Source organism: Spirosoma spitsbergense DSM 19989, from assembly GCF_000374085.1.
GTDB classification, from domain to species: Bacteria; Bacteroidota; Bacteroidia; order Cytophagales; family Spirosomataceae; genus Spirosoma; species Spirosoma spitsbergense.
In genome coordinates this window covers 1-20,444 of record NZ_KB893556.1, presented here as the reverse complement: position 1 = coordinate 20,444, position 20,444 = coordinate 1, and the positions used below count along the sequence as shown (strand labels likewise).

The window sequence follows — 20,444 nt, the reverse complement described above, 5'->3', positions numbered from 1 at the left end:
ATTATGCTCGATTTCTGGGACAATCGCTACCGTGAAAATGCATACGCGTACGGTACGCAACCCAATCAGTTTTTCAAAGCGATGCTTGACCGACTTACGCCCGGGCGGCTGCTGTTACCCGCCGAGGGCGAAGGGCGTAATGCGGTGTATGCCGCCCGCAACGGCTGGCAGGTAACCGCCGTAGATTTCAGTGCTGAAGCCTGCCGAAAGGCGCAGGAGCTGGCCCAGTCATACGGCGTATTCATCACGTACGAAGTAGAAGCGCTTGAAGATTTCTCGCCAAAAGAAGCTGATTTTGATTTAATTGGCCTTGTCTTCACCCACCTGCCTCCAGGAGTGAGGCAACTCCTGCACCAGCGCGTGGCAGGCTGGGTGAAAAAATCGGGCTATGTCGTGCTCGAAGCCTTTAGCAAGGCCCAGCTCGGCAAACTGTCTGGTGATCCTAAAGAGGAATCCTGGCGGTATTCAGCCACTATGCTGGCTCAGGATTTCCGGCAACTTGACATCCTGGACTTGCAGGACCGGAACATTACCCTGGCGGAAGGCCAGTATCATACCGGAGAAGCCTCTGTTGTGCAGCTGGTTGCCCGCAAACCCTGAATTTTAAGCCCATCTGAAACCCTGTTAATCGTATTTTTCGGCTGGACCGCTTTTTATGTGCTAACCTCCTGATCGTAGCTACGTTGCTGGTCTGGTTTGGTAGATTTCGGCATAAGCAAGTTAATATCAGTTGGGTAGGTAATTTTTGTCACATAAATAGCCCGCGAAGAGCCGTTACTTGCCCAAAAAAATACGGGTATGAAAAAGAACATGGGCTTTATCGATCGAACTATACGGATAGTAATTGCCATCGTTCTGGTTGCCTTATACGCCACAAGTGTCATTTCGGGGACTTGGGCCATTGTGAGCCTGGTAGTAGCGGGGATATTCGTGCTGACCAGTTTGGTTGTCACGAATATCCCCGCTTTACTTACCGTCTGGTATTCACACGAACCATACACGTAAACAACCCTCTTCAACCTATAGAATCAGGGACTCATTCGGATTGTCCGGCCTGTTTCGGGTAGCTTTGGCTCTGGAACGCCCTGGCCGACCATCAACCTTTGGTGGGGTGCCGGACATATTTCTGATACTCCAGGCCCTATGGGATACCGGGGGAAACCGGTGGCTCTGGTATGCCGGCGAAGGAATCATTGTAAATCAGCCTTTGGGCGCACTTACCCCCACCGCTGGAACGAGGGGAGATCCAAATAACGTATTGGGTACGCCAGCTAGAATAAGCGTACCCAACGAAGCGAAACACTTCTGTCGTGGTTGGGCTAGCTATGGAGCCGCTTAAAAGACACCCATTTTTTATTGAGGTGTCTTTTAACGTATGTGACAAATGTTACGGATTTTATAAATTGTACAGACCACCTTTGTCTTGTAGTCTACCGGTTACCGAAAAAACTACTGACCATGAAATCAACTCTTTTTGTCCTGACAAACTTTATCCTGATGGCATCCGTAGGCTGGGGACAATCGACACCGTCTAACCTGACGGTGCAGACTTTCAGCGATAAACTGCGGCAGACACCCTTCAAGACCGTACTCGATGTGCGCACGGCACCGGAGGTGGTGGATGGCATGTTGCCGGGGGCCATTAATATCGATTTTTTTACTCCTGATTTCACGAGCCAGCTGGGCCGACTGGACAAAACCAGACCTGTATTCGTGTATTGCGCCGTTGGTGGACGCAGCGGTAAAGCGGCCCGGCAATTGCAGCAGGCGGGTTTTAAAACCGTATATAATCTGGCAGGAGGTATGCAGGCCTGGCAACAGGCGGGCTACGTCACTGTAAAGAAAAAACCATGAAGCAGTCGTTTATTGGGTGGCTTACACTGCTGACTCTATTTGCCGGTCCATTGTCGGCGCAGGCAGTGCGCAACCCGCGTTTTGACCGGTTGCTCCGGCTAATGCTGAACCGATCGGTGCCCACCGTTTCGGTCGATGAACTGCAGCGGCAACAGGGTGACGCGCTGGTGCTGGATGCCCGGGAGCCAGACGAGTTTGCGGTGAGCCACCTGGCGGGGGCTATTCCCGTTGGCTACAAACACCTCGACCTGCGGGCACTCGACAAGGTAGCTAAAGACAGATCCATTGTTGTTTATTGTTCGGTGGGTTACCGGAGTCAGAAAGTGACGAAGACTCTGGAAAAGCAGGGCTTCACGCGAGTCAGGAACGTGTACGGGGGCATCTTCGAGTGGGTTAATCGAGGGTATTCCGTTATCAATGCCGCCGGACCAACTGAAGCTGTTCATGCCTTCAACCCTTCCTGGGGCCGCTGGCTCGAGCGGGGGCAGAAGGTCTATAACTGATATAAAGCATGGATGAGTATATCAAAACATTTGTGAACGGGTACGCTGGTTATGGAGAATATCTGATGAACGAGGTAATTCATCCCGGCTGGACGAATTATTTCTACCTGCTTATCCTCATTTCCCTGACTGTCTGGGTGCTGGAACTGCTGTTTCCCTGGCGAAAAGACCAGCCCGTTTTTCGGCAGGATTTCTGGCTCGATACGTTCTACCTGTTCTTTAATTATTTCCTGTTCTCCCTCGTTGCCTACAATGCTGTTTCGGATGTGGGGGTTAAGGCCTTCAACGACTTTCTGGGCCTTTTCGGCATCCGGAACCTGGTGGCCATCAATGTGGCGAATCTGCCGGGCTGGGCGCAACTGTTGATTCTATTCGTGGTCCGGGATTTCATTCAGTGGAACGTTCACCGGCTGCTGCACTACTCGCCCTGGCTGTGGGAGTTCCATAAGGTACACCATTCGGTCGAACAGATGGGTTTTGCCGCGCACCTGCGGTACCACTGGATGGAAACGATTGTTTACCGCTCGCTGGAGTACATTCCGCTGGCTATGATTGGATTCGGGCTGACCGATTTCTTTATCGTTCACCTGTTTACCCTGGCCGTTGGGCACCTCAACCATGCAAACCTATACCTGCCCATCGGCCGGCTGCGGTACGTGTTTAACAGCCCCCAGATGCACCTCTGGCACCACGCCGAAGAACTGCCGCCCCACAGTCGGGAGGGGGTCAATTTCGGGCTGACCCTCAGCGTGTGGGATCACCTGTTCCGCACGGCCTACCAACCCCACGAAGGCAGTCACATCAAACTGGGCTTTCGGGGGGTGAACCGGTTTCCCAAAACGTTTTTCGGGCAGCTGCTATATCCGTGGCGCAAATCCACCCAACCCAAACGCGCCCCGGGAGTTTATAAACTACGCCGACCTGTAACCCACTAACTGCACTGACCTATGAATACGATACCATCTGCTCTGACCCCTGACGTCGATTCGGTTTTGGCTGATTGCCTACCTGACGCTGGGCCTGGCCCCCTACCTGCCGGAACCCCACGTGGTGGGGGAAATTCGCTGGCTACTGGGTGGCGCCACCGGCATGAAACTCATCGACTAGGGCGATCTGTTCCTGCATGGACTACCCTGGGTTGGCCTGCTGGGTAGCCTGGTCTGGTCATTTACCCGTAGAAACCGTATATGAATCAGCCAATGGATACGGGAAAAGACCACCGGGTAGTTTTTCAGTTTGTCGCCAGCGATCGCCCCTCGCAGAAGGCGCTGATCAGCAACCTCCGAAACCTGCTGGACTACTGGCCCGAAGCCGAAGTCGAAGTCGTTTTTCATGGGCCGGGTATCACTATGGTCACCACCGCCGACGCACCCTTGCCTGAACTGCTGCGGACATTGGTCCATGGCTATCATCTGCGGCTGGTGGTTTGTGGAAACACGCTGCGGGGGCATAAATTAACCCAGGCGGATCTTCTGCCGTTTGTTGGAACGGTGCCCGTTGCCATCGCCGAGCTCATCCGCAAACAGGAAGAGGGCTGGGCGTATATCAAAGCCGGGCTTTAGCCGATTTATCAACCGTCGATGCATGGAACCTTAGGCATGGATTGACACGACGAATTAACTGATTCGTAATATTTATCACTGACCCTCCGCGTAGCTAGGGCCCATATTTGAAGAATAAACCGTTAATGGCCATTTCCGATGAACTTACCCGACCAGGACCCTATTATTCGTAATCTGACCCGCAGTTTCTGGGCGTTAGCCGCTCTGCTCATGGTGGCAGCGGGTTTACTTTGTTATGTGCTCATATACCAGTGGCAGGTAGCACACCCAGCGGTTGCCGAATCAATTCCACCCACTTCAGTCGCGCCTAAAGACACCAATTTTACCCACCTCTGGACGCCCCCGTCCGATTGGCGCATGACGAGGCTATCGGTCCGGGACCAGAAACTCGTTCGCTACGGGCGCGAACTGATTGCCCACACGGCCGACTATCTGGGCCCGCAAGGCTCGGTGTTGCCCATTTCCAACGGCATGAATTGCCAGAACTGCCACCTCAATGCCGGTACTCAGCCATGGGGCAATAACTACTCGGCTGTGCAGGCTACGTACCCTAAATTCCGGGGCCGTTCGGGAAGAGTTGAAGATGAGGTGAAGCGGGTGAACGACTGTTTTCAACGCAGCCTGAACGGTAAATCACTCGATTCGACCAGCCACGAGATGCGGGCTATTGTAGCGTACATCAACTGGCTGGGCACCGACGTACTGCCCAAAACAACACCCCGTGGCTCGGGCATTTTTAAACTGAAAGGCTTAAAACGGGCCGCCGTCCCAACGAAAGGCCTGACAGTGTACACTCAGAAATGCCAGAGCTGCCACCAGGCCGGTGGGGACGGACTTTTGGCCGAAAATAAAAAAAGCTATACCTACCCTCCGCTCTGGGGGGCGCATAGCTACAACGAAGGAGCGGGCCTCTTCCGGCTGTCGAATCTGGCGGGTTATGTGCGGTACAATATGCCGCTGGGTGCCACCTACGACCGTCCCCAACTGACCGACGAGGAGGCTTGGGATGTGGCGGCTTATATCAATTCGCAGCCCCACCCGGCCACAGATACGAGCCACGACTGGCCCGACCTGGCGTCTAAGCCCTTCGACCACCCGTTTGGCCCTTACATAGACCCCTTCAGCGAACAGCAGCATAAATTCGGTCCCTTTAAACCGATAAAAGAGTGGAAAGAAGGGCACAAAAAGAAAGTTGCGCCGTTGGAGGTGGCCATACGGCAATCCCGCCCGCAGTAACTTCACCATATATCAGAGTCAGGTTACGGGAATTGATTATCATTTTTTCGGATATGTAACATTTGTCACGGAATCTGGAATCGATGCGCTCTAGCTTTGGTGCATGATTAAACAGTTACCCGTTACCCGACTATTGGCAGTTCTTTTGGCCGGCACCTGTTCTACGCCTGAGGCCGATGCCTTTCCGTCTGGTTCGGATACGTCCCGCAGCGCCATCCACCAGCCGGGAGATTCCCTGTCCGGTGCAGGCCGGTTTCTGCGAAGCGGCCACCTGTCGGTTCGTGGGCGGCTGTACTGGATGAATACCAATAATCGGCAGGGCCTGAGTGATTATTACGCCCTGGGCATGGGCGCGGGCGTGGGCTACCGAACAGCCCGGCTGGTGAAGCATATTGAACTTGGCGGCAGCGTTTTTTTTAGCAAAAACCTGTTCTCATCAAATCTGGCCGCCCTCGACCCGGCTACGGGTCTGGGTAATCGGTACGAAGCAGGCTTGTTTAACGTGCAGGACCCCGCCAGCCGGGCGGTGCTTAGTCGCCTGGAGGAACTGTATGCCACCTACCAGTTTGGCCGGAAATCCCGCGTTGTCCTGGGCCGTCAGTTACCCCATTCTCCTTTTCTCAATCCGGCGGATGGCCGGTTATCGCCCACCTTCGTGGAGGGCCTAATCGCCGAATGGAAAGAGTCGGACAATACTCAGATTCAGGTCGAGTATCTGACCCGGATAGCGCCCCGCTCAACAATTGGCTGGTATGGAGTGGGCGAAAGCATTGGACTATACCCGGTGGGCATCGATGTAACGGGCAAACCGGCTCAATACGGCGGAAATACTCGGTCGGCCAGCGTCATTCAGGTTGGGGTTACGCAGAAAGCAGGCCACGCAACCCTGCAGCTTTGGGACACCCGCGTTCAGAACGTGTTCAACCTGCTGTACGCCCGGGCCGACCTGGTCTGGCCAACGGCTGAACAGCGGCAGTGGACGGCGGGAGTGCAGGTGGCCCGGCAATGGACGATTGGTAACGGCGGTAACCCTGATCCAGCCAAAGCCTACGCCCCGCCCGGGAATCGGTCACTGGTGCTTTCTGGTCGGGTTGGGTATCAGACTCCCCGCTGGGCGGCCTACGCCAACGCTACCCGGATTACGGCGGAGGGCCGTTTTCTATTCCCGCGCGAATGGGGCCGGGAGCCTTTTTATACCTTCCTGATGAGGGAGCGCAACGAAGGCTTCGGCGACTTGACCGCTGTGAGCGCCAACGTGTTTTTTACCCCAACACCCCGCCTGAAGATTGAAACAAGCCTGGGTCTGTACGGATTGCCCGACGTGAAAAACTATGCGCTGAACAAGTACGGAATGCCTGCTTACCGGCAAATAAACCTCAACCTCACCTATCGGCTTAAAGGCTCGCTGAGCGGGTTTGATACGCAGGTACTGCTGGTACACAAAGGGGCCGTTGGTACTACCTACGACAATGACCGGTACGTACTCAACAAGGTGGACATGAATCAACTCTACGTTATTCTCAACTATAAACTATAACCAACAACCATGTCGTATTTAGAAATTATTCGCCAACCCTGGCCCTGGTACGTGGCGGGTCCACTCATCGGCCTGACCGTACCGACCCTGCTGCTGATTGGCAACAAATCGTTCGGTATTTCCTCCTCGCTCCGGCACATTTGCGCGGCCTGTCTGCCGGCTAACATCTCCTTTTTCAACTATAACTGGAAGAAGGAAGCCTGGAACCTGTTCTTCGTGGCGGGGGTGTTGCTCGGTGGTTTTGTGGCTACCTACTTCCTGTCGAATCCCAGTGCTTTTACCGTAGCCCCTGCCACTGAAGCCACCCTGCGCAGCTACGGAATCCACGATTTTTCGGGCCTGATGCCCGCCGACCTGTTTGCAACGGGCAACCTGTTTACGCTGAAAGGCCTTGTCTTCTTCGTCATCGGTGGGTTGCTGGTTGGTTTTGGCACCCGGTACGCGGGGGGCTGCACATCGGGTCATGCTATTATGGGCCTTTCGAACCTACAGTGGCCTTCATTGGTGGCTACCTGTTGCTTTATGGTGGGGGGCTTTACCATGACCCACCTGATTTTACCCTACATTTTTAAACTGGTCAACTAAACGAATCTCATGCAGGCAGAACCATTAATAAAGGAAATAACCCCGACGGGGCAGGCGGCCGTGTGCGATGCGCCGAATAACACGAAAAAAACCGAGGGCAGGTTGTCCAATCTGAAATACCTGATCGTTGGACTCCTGTTCGGGGTGGTGTTCGTGAAGGGCGAAATCATCTCGTGGTTTCGGATTCAGGAAATGTTCCGGCTCGACTCGTTCTATATGTACGGCGTTATTGGCAGCGCGGTAGTGGTTGGAATGGTATCCGTATTCCTCATCAAACGCTTCGGCATCAAAACTATACAGGGTGAAACGGTGCATATTGCCCCCAAGAAGTTTAACAAAGGGCAAGTATACGGCGGGTTGATTTTTGGGCTGGGCTGGGCGTTAACGGGTGCCTGTCCGGGACCAATTTTCGCTCAGATCGGCAGCGGATTTCTAGTGGTAGGTGTCACCCTGCTGAGTGCCGTTGCCGGTACCTGGCTGTACGGCTACTTTCGTGACCAGCTGCCGCACTAACACAACAGCTACTGCGTAAGAAAGGCGATTTGGATATCGCCATCCTCGATCCGGCGGACCATCATTATTACCCGCCCGCCTGGACCTTAGTGGGTGGTGTCTTTAACATCAGCGATACCCAACGCCCGGAAGCGTCCTTTATTCCCAAGGGAGTTACATGGATTAAAGAAGCCGCTGACGTATTCGAGCCGGAAGCGAACCAGGTAAAAACGGGAAAGGGAAACGATTTTACTTACGACTAGCTGGTCGTTTGTCCGGGTATTCAACTGGACTGAGACAAGTTTCCGGGACTAAAGGAAACGTTGGACAAAAATGGGGGTGCAGCAATTATGCTTACGAGTAGGCCCCTTCAACCTCAGAAAAAATCGCCCATCGACCGCTTGTGAACGGCCGATGGGCGATTTTTCAATCCAGAGAACCAAACTTCACGCCCGTATTTCGGAGCGCAAAGGCAATGGCATCAGAGTTGGCTAGGGGTGCATGATTGCCCAGCCTTCCTGCTGGCGGAGAATCAGTTCTCCGTTGCCGCTGGGTACGTAGCTAACGAACGGGAAAAGTTCTTTTTTATCGATCTTACGCTCGCGCATGGTGTTCTCGCACATGGCCAGAATTACCCCCCGGCTTTGCAGCCCTTTCACCAGCTCTTCGTAGGGCTTATCGGTCCGATAGACGGCTACTCCCGCTCCGTGAACTACCAGTTCTACCTCCAGTTTACCCTTCAGCCGGGGGTCGTCGAGGGCGTTTTGGATGTTTCGCAGCGTACCCTTTATTTTGCCGTCGTCATCGGTATTGAGTTGGTAAACTACCTGATAGTGGGCTTTCGTTGGGGTGGCTCCATGAAATTCAGCCGGTTTTTTCTGGGCGTTAACCGTAATTGCGGCAGTCATCAGAAAGCTCACAGTCAGCAATAGGATCGTTTTCATTGTGTTTGTTTTTGTAGGAAATTTGATTGAAAGAATTAAGCAGATGCAACGCTATTGACGCCACAACTTTAGTACGGGTATGCTGTCGATCAGCGGCCGGGTTTATAGAGCGATGTCAGGTACTGCCGGAATTCGTCCGTATCGTAATTGGCCATCCCTTCGATGCGTTGCGCGATCTGGCCATTCGAGTCCATAATGAGTGTGGTCGGAATGGCCGATGCGTTGAACGCTTCGGGCATCTGGCCACCCGGAACGTAGACCGGAAAGGTAAATTTCTTCTGGTCTACCACCTGGCGGACCTTCTGGGGGTCTTCGTCCAGGGAGAGCATCACAAAGGCAATCTTGTTTTTATCGACCGACTGGTACAACTTTTCAATGGCGGGCATTTCGGCCCGGCAGGGCGGGCACCAGGTAGCCCACTGGTTCAGAAAAACGACCTTCCCTTTCAGGTCGCTGAGCTGGACCGACTTCCCATCCAGGGTAGTTAGTGTCAGTTGATAGGGATACCCCGATAAAGCCCGTTGTTGGGAAACCGGTGCCGGTTCACCCGCCGTTGGCGCGTCTTTGAGGCCGGTTTTAAGCAATAACTGCTGAATGCCTCCGCGCACCGAAGTGCCTAGCTCGGTGAAGAACAGGACCAGGATTAACCCGGCGAACAGGACGTACTGAATCCAGTTGGTTTGTTTCTTGGTTTGTGGTTTCATGATTTTACTGGTTGTGCGTTTATATTGATTGATTTACGGCCACCCGTTTTTCGGAGGGCCTGTTTGCCGGTGCCCTGAGTCGAATCGGTTCACCGTCTTTTACCTGTTCCGTGGGCTGGGCAACCAGCTGGTCGCCGGTCTGGAGGGCGCCAAAAACTTCGACGGAGTCCTTCGACAACAACCGGCCTTTACTAATGGGCACCCACTCCGCCCGCGCCCCGGCAACCCGAATCACAAAAGACTGGTCGGCCCGGTTTATCACCCCCGTTACCGGAACCGCAATGCTGGCTTTAGCCGGTTGCATCGCGAACGTAATGTCGGCGTACATACCCGATTTGAGCCGGTTATCGGCGTTGTCGACGTCGAGCTCGATAAGTTCTGCCCGCAGGTCATTCATCAGTGCGTCTGCTTTTCGCTGAAAAATGCCGGTGAACGGTTGCCCCGGAAAAGCCTGCACCGTAAAGGGTACTTTCGTATGGGGCAGCAGCAACTGGCCGGCGTATTTTTCCGGGATGGCTACCACCAGCCGGAGCCGGCGACTGTTTTCCAGTTGGAACAGGGGTTTGCCCCCATTGCCGCCACCCGCCCCAACCAGGGCTCCGACGGAGACATTCCTGGTGCTGATTACCCCATCGAACGGAGCCGTAAGCGTCAGGTACTGATTCAGCTCTTTAGCCGCCTGAATTTCCGACTGAGCCGCCTGCATGGTAGCCTCGCTGGCCAGCATCGCCCCCCGCGCCCGATCCAGGTCATTGAGGGATATCGTACCGGCATCGGCCTGACTGGTCCGTTCCAGTCGGTCAAAATTGGTTTTGGCCGTAATGTAGTTGGCCCGGGCGGCCTGAAACTGTGACCTGGCTTTGGCTAACTGCGTAATGAGTTCCGGGGCTTCAAGCAGAGCCAGCCGCTGCCCTTTACGGACCACCGAGCCCCGATCCGCGTAAAGGACTTTGACATACGCGTTGACCTTGGCGAATAAATCGGCCTCGTCGTAGGGTTTCAGGTCACCGGGCAGGTGGATTGATGTCATCCGCCGGCTAAACTGAACCGGAAAAGTTGACACCGTCGGAACGGTCGGTTTTTCCGGTTTTTGTTCCTGGGCTTCGTTCGGCCCGGATGAGCAACCTGCCAGTAGCAGCGTGCCCAGCGCGATTGTCAGATAAAATGGGGAGTGCGTTTTCATTCGTGTTCGACTAGCGTTAACGGTGTTTCTTCAAAAGGTTGGGGGAACAGGGAAACTGACTCGAAGCCTGCTTTTTGCTGTACCCACGTAAACAGGGATGGAATAACCAGCAGGGATGTCAGCGTTGAGGCCAGCAGCCCCCCGATAACGGCCTGCCCCAGCGGAGCAATCTGGCCGCCCCCTTCCCCCAGCCCCGACGCCATGGGAATCATCCCGGCAATCATGGCGATACTGGTCATCAGGATGGGGCGAATACGGGTACCGGCCGCGCTGATAGCTGCCTGACGGGCGTCCCGGCACTCCATCCGCGCCTGTTCCGCACTGGTAATTAACAGGATGGCATTGGAAACGGATACTCCCACCGACATGATGATACCCATGTACGACTGCAGGTTGAGCGTGGCTCCGCAGGCCAGCAGCATCAGTAGCGAACCGGCAATGACGGCCGGCGTGATACCCAGGACCACAGCCGAGATTTGGAACGACTGGAAGTTAGCGGCCAGTAATAGAAATATAACGACGATGGCCACCAGCAGTCCATTCTGTAAACTGCCCAGCGTTTCATTTAGCAACTGACTTTGGCCCACCATATTGACCACCACGCCTTTGGGGGGTGTGCCCATTCGTTTTATCACCCCACGCACAGCCTCGCTGGCTGTTCCCAAATCTTTATGCTGAATGTTGGCCGTGATGCTGACCAGTCGATAAGGGCCCAGCCGGTCGATTTCCCCGGCAACAAAGCCGGGCGAAATGGTGGCTACATCCATCAGCGTTGGCCGGGTTCGTCCTGGTTTAACGGGAATGTTTTCCAGGTCCTGTAGCTGGGTCATCTGGCTTTCGGGTACCTGTACCTGCACCTGATAGCCCAAGCCCGAAACCGGGTCGAGCCACAGATTTTTGTTGGTAAACCGGCTCGATGACGTTGTGGCAACCATCGACCGGGTGATATCCTGACTACTGACGTCGAGTTGGGAAGCGCGCTCCCGGTCTACGTCAATGGCCAATACCGGGTACCGCAGCGGCTGGGCAATCTGAACATCCCGCAGATAAGGTAGCTGCGTCAAACTGTCCAGTAAGCGCAGAGCGAACTGATTGGCCTGTTTTAGGTTTCGCGCGCCAACGTTCACCTGGAGGGGTGTCGACGCTCCGTCGCTCATTACTTTTTCAACCAGTTCGATGGGTTCGAACGAGATGGCCAGATCGGGCCGTTTTTCGGCAATAGCTTTCCGGAGCGATTCCTTGAGTGCCTGCATGTTTCCCGAGTAGTGCTCCGTCATGGCCACCTGGAGCAGGGCTTCGTGCGGCCCGCTGGTAAAGACGAAAATAGAGTTGACGGCGTAGCTGGCGGGCTGCGTACCCACAAAAGCTGACGTAATCTCAATATTGTCCGGGCCGACCTGCTGTTTGATGATGTCGGTAACCTGGGCCAATGATTTCTCGGTCTGCTCAAAGCGGGTACCCGTTCTTTCCCGAATCCGAAGCTGAAACTGGGGCGAATTGGACAGGGGAAAAATATCGGTGCCAATCCACAGAAAGCCCAGAATCGATAAGCCAATGGCGCCGATAAAGTACACCCCCAGCACGGTTCTCCGGCGACGGATGAGTTTGCCCAGCACCTGTTGATATCGGTGTTTGAACCGGTCAAAACCCTTCGTTTCCGTCGGGTCAATCAGGTCAGCGTGTCCTTTTTTGTCGTGCGTAACCACGTGGTCTTTCAGCAGCCAGTTGGCAATAACGGGTACAAACGTCTGGGACAGCAGGAACGATGCAATCATGGCAAAGCCTACCGATAGCGACAGGGGCATGAACATAGCCTTTGGTATGCCTTCCATCACGAAAGCAGGCGCAAAAACAGCCAGTATACTCAACAGAATCAGCAACTTGGGCAGCGCAATCTCGCGGCAGGCATCCCAGATGGCTAAAGACTTTGATTTGCCGCCGGCGGCCCCGCCCATTTCCAGATGCTGGTGAATGTTTTCGATGGTTACCGTCGCTTCATCCACCAGCACCCCAATGGCCAGAGCCAGCCCCGAAAGGGTCATGATGTTGATCGTTTGTCCGGCCAGATTGAGGAGAATAACGGCCGATAGCACCGACAGGGGAATGGTCAGGATCACAATAATGACGCTCCGCCAATCGCGAAGGAACAACAGCACCATCAGCCCCGTCAGTAGAGCCCCCAGTATACCCTCCGTAATCAGGTTTTTCAGCGAGTTGGTCACGTACACCGACTGGTCAAAGGCGTAGGTCAGTTTCACATCGTCGGGTAGCAGGGCCTTCAGTTCCGGCATTTTTGCTTTGACGTTATTGACCACATCGAGCGTTGAGGCACTGGCTTTTTTGATGACCGGCATATACACTGCCCGTTTACCGTTGATAACGGCGTAGCCCGTGGTTATGTCGGCCCCATCCTGCACCGTACCGATGTCACGCACGTACACATTGGGGCCCGAACCCGTTCGGATTGGAATATCCAGAAAGTCGGCCGGGGTTTTCAGCAGCGAATTCACGGGAGCCATGTAGGCTGTCTGACCCAGTTTTACGTTGCCAGCCGCCGATGGCTGATTATTGTTGACGATGGCCGTCACCACATCGTCGGGTGTGAGGTTATAGCTGCGCATCCGCTGGGGATCGGCGTTAACCACAACGGTGCGGATATTACCGCCGAAGGGCGCCGTTGAGGTGACCCCCGGAATACTGGTAAACATTGGGCGCAGGCGGGCCGAGGCATAATCCTGCAGCTCGGTCAGACTGCTTTTGTCACTTTCCAGTACCAGCTGACCAACGGGTAACGAGCTGGCATCGAATCGAACCACCTGGGGCGGCAGTGTGCCCTGGGGCATGAACGCCGTAGCGCGGGATACCTGCGTGGCTACCTCCGCTGCCGCCTGCGCCATGTTGGTGCCGGGATAAAACGACAACTTGATGAGCGTAAGCCCCTGAATACTTTTGGTTTCGATTCGGCGAACCCCGGATACGAACAGGAAATTATTCTGAAACTGATTGGCGATGAAGCCATCAAGCTGATCGGGCGAAAGGCCGCCGTAGGGTTCAGCCACGTAGATGGCCGGGGTATCGATCGCCGGAAAGATATCCACGGCAATGCTGCGAATGGCGACCACTGCAAAAAACAGAATGGCCAGAATACCCACCACTACGGTTATGGGCCGCGTTAGGGCGGAGCGAATGAGTGAATACATGTTTAGGGACGTAGCGCGTTAAAAAATAAAGAGAAGTCACCCGTTGCCGCCGTCTTTCTCAACAGCGCTTGCCAGGCCTGGTTGGTAATCAGCAACTGGTCGATTTCGGCCTTGCGGAGGTTGTAAAGGGCCTGCGTCAGAGCCGTCAGATCGCCAAGCCCCCCGTCGTAAAGCAGCGTTTGCTGCCGATACGCCCGGCTGGCCGCCCGCAACTGAATGGGTGCCTGTTCGGCCTGAAGCCCGACTAGTCGCAGCCGCTGATCCGCCAGCACAACCTGATTGTCGAGTTCAAGTTTAACCTGCTGGTACTCATCCTGCTGGCTCTGCGCCCGGTATACCTCCTGGCGGGTCAGGGAGTGAATGCGGGTATAATCCAGAATATCGAAGGTCAGCCCAACGCCCAGTGCGTAATTGAGCCGATTGGGGGGTAAGCCGCTCAGCCCACCGTTTATTTCCCCATTCGGCGCAATACCCGACCCTCTCGCCCAGGTTGCTCCCAACAAACTAACCCGTGGCCGGTAACTTCTCCGTAATACCGCAATCCGGGCGTCGGTCAGCCGGATAGTCTGTTGCTGGAGAGCAAGTTGGGGATGTAGCGTTGGCTGGTTCGATTCGATGGTAGACAGGACCGGCAGCTGACTGATAAAAACAGAATCCAGTTGCCACGCCTGCGTCCGTAGTCCCAGCAGGGTAGCCAGTTGAGTGCGGAGCCTGACCGCCCGATCCTGCGCATCGAAGAGGGCTAATTTCGCCTTCGCTACTTCGGCATTGGCAAATTCAGTATCGACACCGGGTCGCAGGCCGTTTTCAGTGAGCCGACCAACGATTTGCCCCAGCGTCGTGACCCGGTCGACGTCCTGCGTTTGTACGCGCTGGTACTGCTCTACCGCCAGCAATTCCAGATACGTTTGGGCAACCCGGATCTGGTGGGCAAAATCATCATTTGCCAGATCCGCAACGGCTACCTGAACGCCCTCTCTGGCTTCGTTCAGGCGGGCCTGATACTGCCCGAACGTAATGGGTGCCCACTCACTGTAGAGCGTGGTCGTGCTGCCGAACGTTCCCCGAAAACTGGCCTCATTGGCAAACGACCCCGTCGTAGGGATAATGGTGCCAAAGGGCAGTAAAATTCCGGCGGTAGCATTGGTGGTGCCGTAATTCAGTTGCTCACTTACCCGTAGTGAAGGGAGCCGTTGCGTGTGGGTAAGCTGAACGCCTTCCGAAGCCAGCTTTACTAATTCTCCTTTGGCTTTCAGGGCCGGATAGTTTTGTTTGGCGGTGCGCAGTGCTTCCTGTAGGGTCAGCGGATTGGGTTGGCCTGCTGCTGCGCTGCTCAGCAAAAGACGATAACCCCCAGCAACGGGCGGGTACGCGCAATCCCCCCCCACCGCCAACTGTTTGGTTGACTAGTCATACTAAATCATGGGAAAAAGTTGATAGAGAAGCCGATCAGACAGACCGGTTCAAACCAGATACGGCAGCGGGGTGCTTACTAATCAGCGCGAAGTAGCCTCCTGTGAATTCCAAACCAACGCCATGTTGAGCCCTGCCGTGAAATAGGGCAGCAGCCAGCAACGGATGGAAAACGATGAGAAACGCCTGATTCAATAAGAAGCAGCTCTATGCCGTAGCGCAGACCGGTGGAGCCTTATTCGGATTTGCCCGATGAAGAGCCATCAACCTGCGGGCCGATGGAGAAACGAAGTAATCACCTGCCGGAGAGACAGGCAAAAGAGATTGGACCAGGTACCGAACAAAGCCATTGACGTAACCGGCACTGACTGGCGGTACCGCAGGCTTCTGTGCTTTCTGACGAACCGTTGGGGCACTTATCTGCTCCTTGCCGTCGGTCAGCTTCTTTTTACAAAAACTCCCTTTGTGCGAAGCCTGCGAATGAGACGAGGAGGCATCGGGCGTATACGCAATAGCATTAGTCGCCTGGCACTGGAAGAACATCCCCCAGAAAGCGATAAAAACTAATTTTGCCAATGCCCTGTTTAACATAATTTTTTTACGTGTACTAACCCTAACGCTGTTTAAGGTTGGAATGTTACAAATTGCTAAAATGAATTTGGCTGACCACAGTATACTAGTTAAGTAACTGAAAAACAGATAGTTGACAAACTGTATTCGATGAGATTAATCGGTGCGAACCAGTAATTCGTAAAAACTATTTAAAATTTTGAAGCGGTAGTTCTATCGCTTATGGTTATCAGGCAGCTACTTTCCAGGACGAATAGTTTATTGCTGAGTAGCTGACAATAGGGGAGACGCGCTGGTGGTCGCACCGCTGAAAAAGAACGTCCCGGTCATTTTACCATTCAACGGAGGAGCGATACGGTAAGGATGCTATCTTCGGGAACCGACGTGCCAATCCCAATGTACTTAGTGGTAATGCATAATACCATTCTACATAAACACTGGCGGCCTTTACTTTTAGCTGGCCTTTTGCAGGGGGTAAGCTGGTTGGCTACAGCGCTACCGGCATTCACCAGTCCCGCTCCACCACGAAACCGGAAGGTTCAGCTCGTTTATAAAACGACTATCGGTAACGTACTGACCGGGACGAAGAAACTGGAACTCTGGATACCTGTTCCGCACAACAACCTTTATCAGCAAATCAGCGATCTGACCATCACTTCGCCTTATCCCTATAAGCTGGATACGGCGCAATATGGCAACCAGTTCCTGCACCTCCTTCTGAAAAATCCACCGGCAGCAGGCTTTGTGATTAGTATGCAGTTTACCGCCGTTCGTAAGGAACGGATTAGCCAAATCCATCAATCGCAGGAAGCCAATGTGGCCAGGCTGGATTCCTCGGATAAGTGGCGCTGGCTGCAACCCGATCGGCTGGTACCCATCGACGGTAAAATTAAGGAGTTGGCGCGGCAGGTGGTCGATTCTGTGGGGGCTAAAACCGATATGGAGCAGGCCCGGGCCATTTACGATCACGTTATTGCCACCGTAAAGTACGACAAGACCGGAACCGGCTGGGGGCGGGGCGATATTTACTACGCCTGCGATGTCCGGCGCGGCAACTGCACGGACTTTCATGCCATCTTCATTGGTTATTGCCGGGCGCTGGGTATCCCGGCCCGGTTTGCTATCGGCGTTTCGTTACCGGCCGACCGACCCGGTGGCCAGATAAGTGGTTACCATTGCTGGGCTGAATTTTACAGTAAAACAGCCGGGTGGGTACCAATCGACGCGTCGGAAGCCGCTAAAAATCCGGAGAAGCGGTCGTACTATTTTGGAGCTCACGACGAAAATCGGGTTGAATTCAGCGTGGGTCGGGACCTGCTGCTTTATCCCCGGCAGGAACAACCGTTGAATTACTTCATTTATCCTTACGGGGAAGTAGATGGAAAGTTGTTCAGTCTCGCGAACCCAATCGTAACTTATATAGACCTGAATGACCGGTGATTTTGTCGGAGGTATAATTGAACGCTGACCAGGTGAGAGGGAAGTAATTAAAAACACTCTTTTTTACGTTCACTTTAATCGTTCAGCGTTTTTGATCAGGTTAAGGTTTTTCTGCCCAGAATTCACTTACCATTTATGACACCACCGCCTTTCCTGCCTATTATGACATACAGCTATACCAGATAAATTTGGAAGTCTGCCAAATGGCGGCTACCTTAGTGACATAAAATATCAACCTAGTGGAGCTGACCACCGATACTGAATGGACAGAGGATGGCTTTGCCATCGTGGAGCAAACCCGAGCCGGGGTGAGCCGGGCGAAAGCCTATGAAATTGCCCGGCCTTTGGGCCTGACCGACAAAGAGATGGCGCGTATTCTGAATCTCTCGGAACGGACCCTGCACCGGCTGCGGCCGGATGCCCGGTTGGACAGCAATGCCTCGGAGCGACTGCTGCTGCTGGATGTCCTCATTAAGCATGGATTAGCCGTTTTTGACGGGAGGATAGAGGTGCTGGGCCGCTGGCTCCATGGCCCCCTGCCCGAGCTTCGTCGGCAGGCACCCGTGGCACTCTTGGATACGACCACTGGCTTCAACATGGTCCATACTGTGCTGGGTCGGATTGAGCACGGCATCTATTCCTAGCTTTCTTCATGGCCTTGACCGAACCGCCGGTGCGCGTGTACCGACTGATCAAAGAACGTTTTCTAAGTACCCCCCTTTCGGCTGAAGGGGCCCGGCGGCTGGGCGGCCGTTGGAATCCCCCCGGCATTGGTGTGCTGTATACATCCGCCAGTCCCGAACTGGCCTTGCTGGAACAGATCGTTCACTTACGTTCCTTGCCATACAGTGATTTACCCCGGTTAGTCTTGCTTACGCTGACACTCCTGGAACCACCCCGTTTGCTTCGTCTAACCGAGTTACCGGAAAACTGGCGGGACGAGTCTAATTTCAGCGAAAACCGTCAGCTCATCGTCCCCTGGCTGACTCGACCAGACGTGTTGACCCTGGGGGTTCCGTCAGCGGTGGTACCCGATTCTTTCAACTTCCTGATTCATCCATTACACTCTTCGTTCGAGGGGGTGACGGTCGAGCGAACCTCGGCGTTTTCGGTTGATGCGCGTTTGTGGCCTTAGCCGGGAGCATGCGGAAAAGGAGTTCCTGCCGTACCCATGATTAGACTAGGCATGATCCGGACGATATAGTTAGGACTTACGCAAAAGAGTGAAAATAGGTAAATTTCAGTATGAAAACGACTAGTCAATTATACTGTCAATACTTGCTCTCTAGCCAAGTTAATTACACTTGTACGAATTTGGCAGACCACTTTGCTGACCTTTCTCACGATGACGTTGCCGCTTTCTCAAAGAAGAAAAACTTACCCCCAGAATGCTTTGGGAAAAGGTAAATTCTCCTTACTCAAACACTTCCTGGAGTCCGCTTTATGGCCCTCGGAACGCTATTATGAAACCAAGCCCCGCCTTCACAAAAAGCTCACCGACTGGGCACGCCAGCTACTCTTGCAAACCAAACGGTGGGCAGTTGATCGGCAGGTAGTAGCAGTCGGTGATAGCACGGGGCAGCCCGGCGGCTATGCGGTCATTGATCTGCTGACTGCCTTGCAGGGGCCGGTAAGCCTGATTAGTCGCCTGCGGCTGGATGCCGCCTTGTATGAGTCTGTGCCGATACCGACTGGTATAGTGGTCAATCCCAGGCAGTAGACTACGTTACTGGCACTGCCCTATTCGGGGCGGCCCGTGCCGTATCACACGGGCAAAAAGCCCGTAGCGATCGATCCGGTGGCTGTTGATTGGGCTGGAGAACAAGCTGACAGGCTTGGTTAGCAACGATCCAGGTTTGAGAGCGGATGAGATGATCGGTTATTTTGTGCGCCGGTGGTCGATTGAGACAACGTTTGGCTTAGTGCGGGCGCATTTGGGTGTAGAAACGCAGCGGCAATGGAGTAATTTGGCTATTGATCGTATCCCCCCGTGTTAATGGGTTTATTTTCAGTGGTTACCTTGTTGGCTAATTCACTCCAAAAGAGGGGTCAATTGGTTTGTCAGGTGAGTATTTGGTATATCAAAGAAGAACTAACCTTCAGCGATACTTTGGCTGGTGTCAGGCACTATTTATGGCAGGAAATGATTTTTTGCACATCGGAAAAAGAGGTGGTACACGTAAAAATAAGCCAATAGCAGCGGCTGCCGCAGTAGTATCAGTTATGGCAGAACGCCTTAGCGTGGGCTGCGCAAGGCTAAAGTCAAGCTTAGGGAGCGACTGCAAAAAAAGGCCCTGCAATTCAGCAGGGCCTTTTTTTGTTGCTTTATCTTTATTGACCAACGCTCAAAGCCAGCACCTCGGCTTGCCGTTCCGGATCAGCCAACCCTGCTACTTCACCAATCACGATGATGGCGGGATTATCGATACCGGATTCCGCTACCCGTTCACTAATCGTCGAAACGCGGCCGAAAACAGTGCATTGTTCGGGTAATGAACCGTTCTGGATGATGGCAACGGGAGTGTCGGTTTTGCCACAACTGGCAAACGTCGTCATGATGTCCGCTAGTTTATGCATCCCCATCAGGATAACGACTGTAGCAGATGATTGGGCTGCCAGGTGCAAATCAGCGGAGAGTTTCCCGGCTTTGGTGGTACCGGTTACGACCCAAAAACTCTCGGACAGGCCACGGGTAGTGAGGGGTACACCGGCTAGGGCCGGTACGGCGTAACTGCTGGAAAGGCCCGGTACAATGGCGGTTTCGATACCGTGCTGCCGGGCAAAGTCAATCTCTTCATACCCCCGCCCAAACACGAATGAATCACCCCCTTTCAGCCGGACTACATGGCCGTACTGCTGCGCGTAATGCACGATAAGTGGATTGATGTCTTCCTGCACGCAGGAGTAGGCACCCCGGCGCTTGCCCACGTACACCGTCAGGGCATCGGGACGGCAGTAGTTGAGCAAATCGGGGTGGACCAGGGCATCATACATCACCACATCGGCCTGTTGCAACGCCCTGATGCCTTTCACCGTTATCAAATCCGGGTCACCAGGCCCGGCACCTACGAGGGTAAGTTTCATCTTTTGAATGAGTGAATGAGTGAATGACTGATGTTACGCAGCCTTGGCCAATAGAGTAGATTGACTTTTGAGGCTGTTGAGTTCCTGCAAAGCCAACTTAGTTGCATTTAGCGTCAGCAATTTCTTTAAAGCAAAAT

22 protein-coding genes and 1 pseudogene are annotated in these 20,444 nt (G+C 54.0%); 16 read left to right on the top strand and 7 right to left on the bottom strand.

Translation table 11 applies throughout. The features are described 5' to 3' along the window. The first annotated feature begins 3 nt into the window (after positions 1-3). The 11 genes from B157_RS0119125 (at position 4) to B157_RS0119075 (ending at position 8,032) form a co-directional block, all read left to right on the top strand. On the top strand, positions 4-600 hold the full coding sequence (locus tag B157_RS0119125; protein ID WP_020604920.1) for a class I SAM-dependent methyltransferase: 597 nt from the start codon (positions 4-6) through the stop codon (positions 598-600). A gap of 198 nt (positions 601-798) precedes the next feature. Further along, positions 799-1,005, top strand: coding sequence for a YgaP-like transmembrane domain (locus B157_RS39825; RefSeq protein WP_063881398.1), 207 nt, complete (start codon positions 799-801; stop codon positions 1,003-1,005). Between the two features lie 453 nt (positions 1,006-1,458). Beyond that, positions 1,459-1,854 carry a rhodanese-like domain-containing protein gene (locus tag B157_RS35745; protein WP_020604919.1) on the top strand — a complete coding sequence of 132 codons (396 nt, stop codon included), beginning with the start codon at positions 1,459-1,461 and terminating at the stop codon, positions 1,852-1,854. Continuing rightward, positions 1,851-2,357 carry a rhodanese-like domain-containing protein gene (locus B157_RS0119110; RefSeq protein ID WP_020604918.1) on the top strand — a complete coding sequence of 169 codons (507 nt, stop codon included), beginning with the start codon at positions 1,851-1,853 and terminating at the stop codon, positions 2,355-2,357. The genes B157_RS35745 and B157_RS0119110 overlap by 4 nt, the downstream gene beginning before the upstream one ends. 8 nt (positions 2,358-2,365) lie before the next feature. Then, the gene (locus tag B157_RS0119105) at positions 2,366-3,292 is read left to right on the top strand and encodes a sterol desaturase family protein (RefSeq protein WP_020604917.1); all 927 of its coding nucleotides are present in this window, start codon (positions 2,366-2,368) and stop codon (positions 3,290-3,292) included. A 252-nt stretch (positions 3,293-3,544) separates the two neighbouring features. Then, complete coding sequence (locus B157_RS0119100; RefSeq protein ID WP_020604916.1) at positions 3,545-3,919, top strand: DsrE family protein; 375 nt, start codon at positions 3,545-3,547, stop codon at positions 3,917-3,919. Positions 3,920-4,057: 138 nt separating this feature from the next. Next, complete coding sequence (locus B157_RS0119095; RefSeq protein WP_020604915.1) at positions 4,058-5,155, top strand: c-type cytochrome; 1,098 nt, start codon at positions 4,058-4,060, stop codon at positions 5,153-5,155. A gap of 103 nt (positions 5,156-5,258) precedes the next feature. Continuing rightward, positions 5,259-6,692: an OprD family outer membrane porin gene (locus B157_RS0119090; protein WP_020604914.1), complete on the top strand. Its 1,434-nt coding sequence runs from the start codon at positions 5,259-5,261 to the stop codon at positions 6,690-6,692. A gap of 9 nt (positions 6,693-6,701) precedes the next feature. Next, positions 6,702-7,277 carry a YeeE/YedE family protein gene (locus tag B157_RS0119085; RefSeq protein ID WP_020604913.1) on the top strand — a complete coding sequence of 192 codons (576 nt, stop codon included), beginning with the start codon at positions 6,702-6,704 and terminating at the stop codon, positions 7,275-7,277. A 9-nt stretch (positions 7,278-7,286) separates the two neighbouring features. Continuing rightward, entirely contained in the window at positions 7,287-7,790 is a 504-nt protein-coding gene (locus B157_RS0119080; protein WP_020604912.1) for a DUF6691 family protein, read from the top strand. A gap of 29 nt (positions 7,791-7,819) precedes the next feature. Next, complete coding sequence (locus tag B157_RS0119075) at positions 7,820-8,032, top strand: hypothetical protein (RefSeq protein WP_020604911.1); 213 nt, start codon at positions 7,820-7,822, stop codon at positions 8,030-8,032. Positions 8,033-8,260: 228 nt separating this feature from the next. Here B157_RS0119075 and B157_RS0119070 read toward each other — a convergent pair whose 3' ends face one another. From B157_RS0119070 to B157_RS0119045, 6 genes are all read right to left on the bottom strand, one after another. Further along, a complete protein-coding gene (locus B157_RS0119070; RefSeq protein WP_020604910.1) occupies positions 8,261-8,713 on the bottom strand; it encodes a DsrE family protein in 453 nt (150 codons plus the stop codon). A gap of 89 nt (positions 8,714-8,802) precedes the next feature. Then, complete coding sequence (locus tag B157_RS0119065) at positions 8,803-9,417, bottom strand: TlpA family protein disulfide reductase (protein WP_020604909.1); 615 nt, start codon at positions 9,415-9,417, stop codon at positions 8,803-8,805. Between the two features lie 19 nt (positions 9,418-9,436). Then, complete coding sequence (locus B157_RS35740; RefSeq protein WP_020604908.1) at positions 9,437-10,600, bottom strand: efflux RND transporter periplasmic adaptor subunit; 1,164 nt, start codon at positions 10,598-10,600, stop codon at positions 9,437-9,439. Then, complete coding sequence (locus tag B157_RS0119055; protein WP_020604907.1) at positions 10,597-13,800, bottom strand: efflux RND transporter permease subunit; 3,204 nt, start codon at positions 13,798-13,800, stop codon at positions 10,597-10,599. The genes B157_RS35740 and B157_RS0119055 overlap by 4 nt, the downstream gene beginning before the upstream one ends. Before the next feature lie 2 nt (positions 13,801-13,802). Further along, the gene (locus tag B157_RS0119050) at positions 13,803-15,140 is read right to left on the bottom strand and encodes a TolC family protein (RefSeq protein ID WP_169521759.1); all 1,338 of its coding nucleotides are present in this window, start codon (positions 15,138-15,140) and stop codon (positions 13,803-13,805) included. 280 nt (positions 15,141-15,420) lie between these two features. Then, a complete protein-coding gene (locus B157_RS0119045; protein WP_157618504.1) occupies positions 15,421-15,789 on the bottom strand; it encodes a hypothetical protein in 369 nt (122 codons plus the stop codon). A 405-nt stretch (positions 15,790-16,194) separates the two neighbouring features. Between B157_RS0119045 and B157_RS0119040 the strand changes: the two genes are divergently transcribed. The 5 genes and pseudogenes from B157_RS0119040 (at position 16,195) to B157_RS38380 (ending at position 18,943) form a co-directional block, all read left to right on the top strand. Next, positions 16,195-17,223, top strand: a complete 1,029-nt coding sequence (locus B157_RS0119040) for a transglutaminase-like domain-containing protein (RefSeq protein WP_157618503.1) — start codon at positions 16,195-16,197, stop codon at positions 17,221-17,223. Between the two features lie 239 nt (positions 17,224-17,462). Continuing rightward, on the top strand, positions 17,463-17,867 hold the full coding sequence (gene parS / locus B157_RS0119035) for a type II RES/Xre toxin-antitoxin system antitoxin (protein ID WP_020604903.1): 405 nt from the start codon (positions 17,463-17,465) through the stop codon (positions 17,865-17,867). 8 nt (positions 17,868-17,875) lie between these two features. Then, complete coding sequence (locus tag B157_RS0119030) at positions 17,876-18,358, top strand: RES family NAD+ phosphorylase (protein WP_020604902.1); 483 nt, start codon at positions 17,876-17,878, stop codon at positions 18,356-18,358. 110 nt (positions 18,359-18,468) lie between these two features. Continuing rightward, positions 18,469-18,653: pseudogene (locus tag B157_RS40560) on the top strand (IS701 family transposase); the annotation flags it as partial. Next, entirely contained in the window at positions 18,617-18,943 is a 327-nt protein-coding gene (locus B157_RS38380) for a hypothetical protein (protein ID WP_026308803.1), read from the top strand. The pseudogene B157_RS40560 and the gene B157_RS38380, both read left to right, overlap by 37 nt. A 611-nt stretch (positions 18,944-19,554) precedes the next feature. Here B157_RS38380 and cobA read toward each other — a convergent pair. Beyond that, complete coding sequence (gene cobA, locus B157_RS0119020) at positions 19,555-20,307, bottom strand: uroporphyrinogen-III C-methyltransferase (protein ID WP_020604900.1); 753 nt, start codon at positions 20,305-20,307, stop codon at positions 19,555-19,557. Between the last annotated feature and the right edge of the window lie 137 nt (positions 20,308-20,444).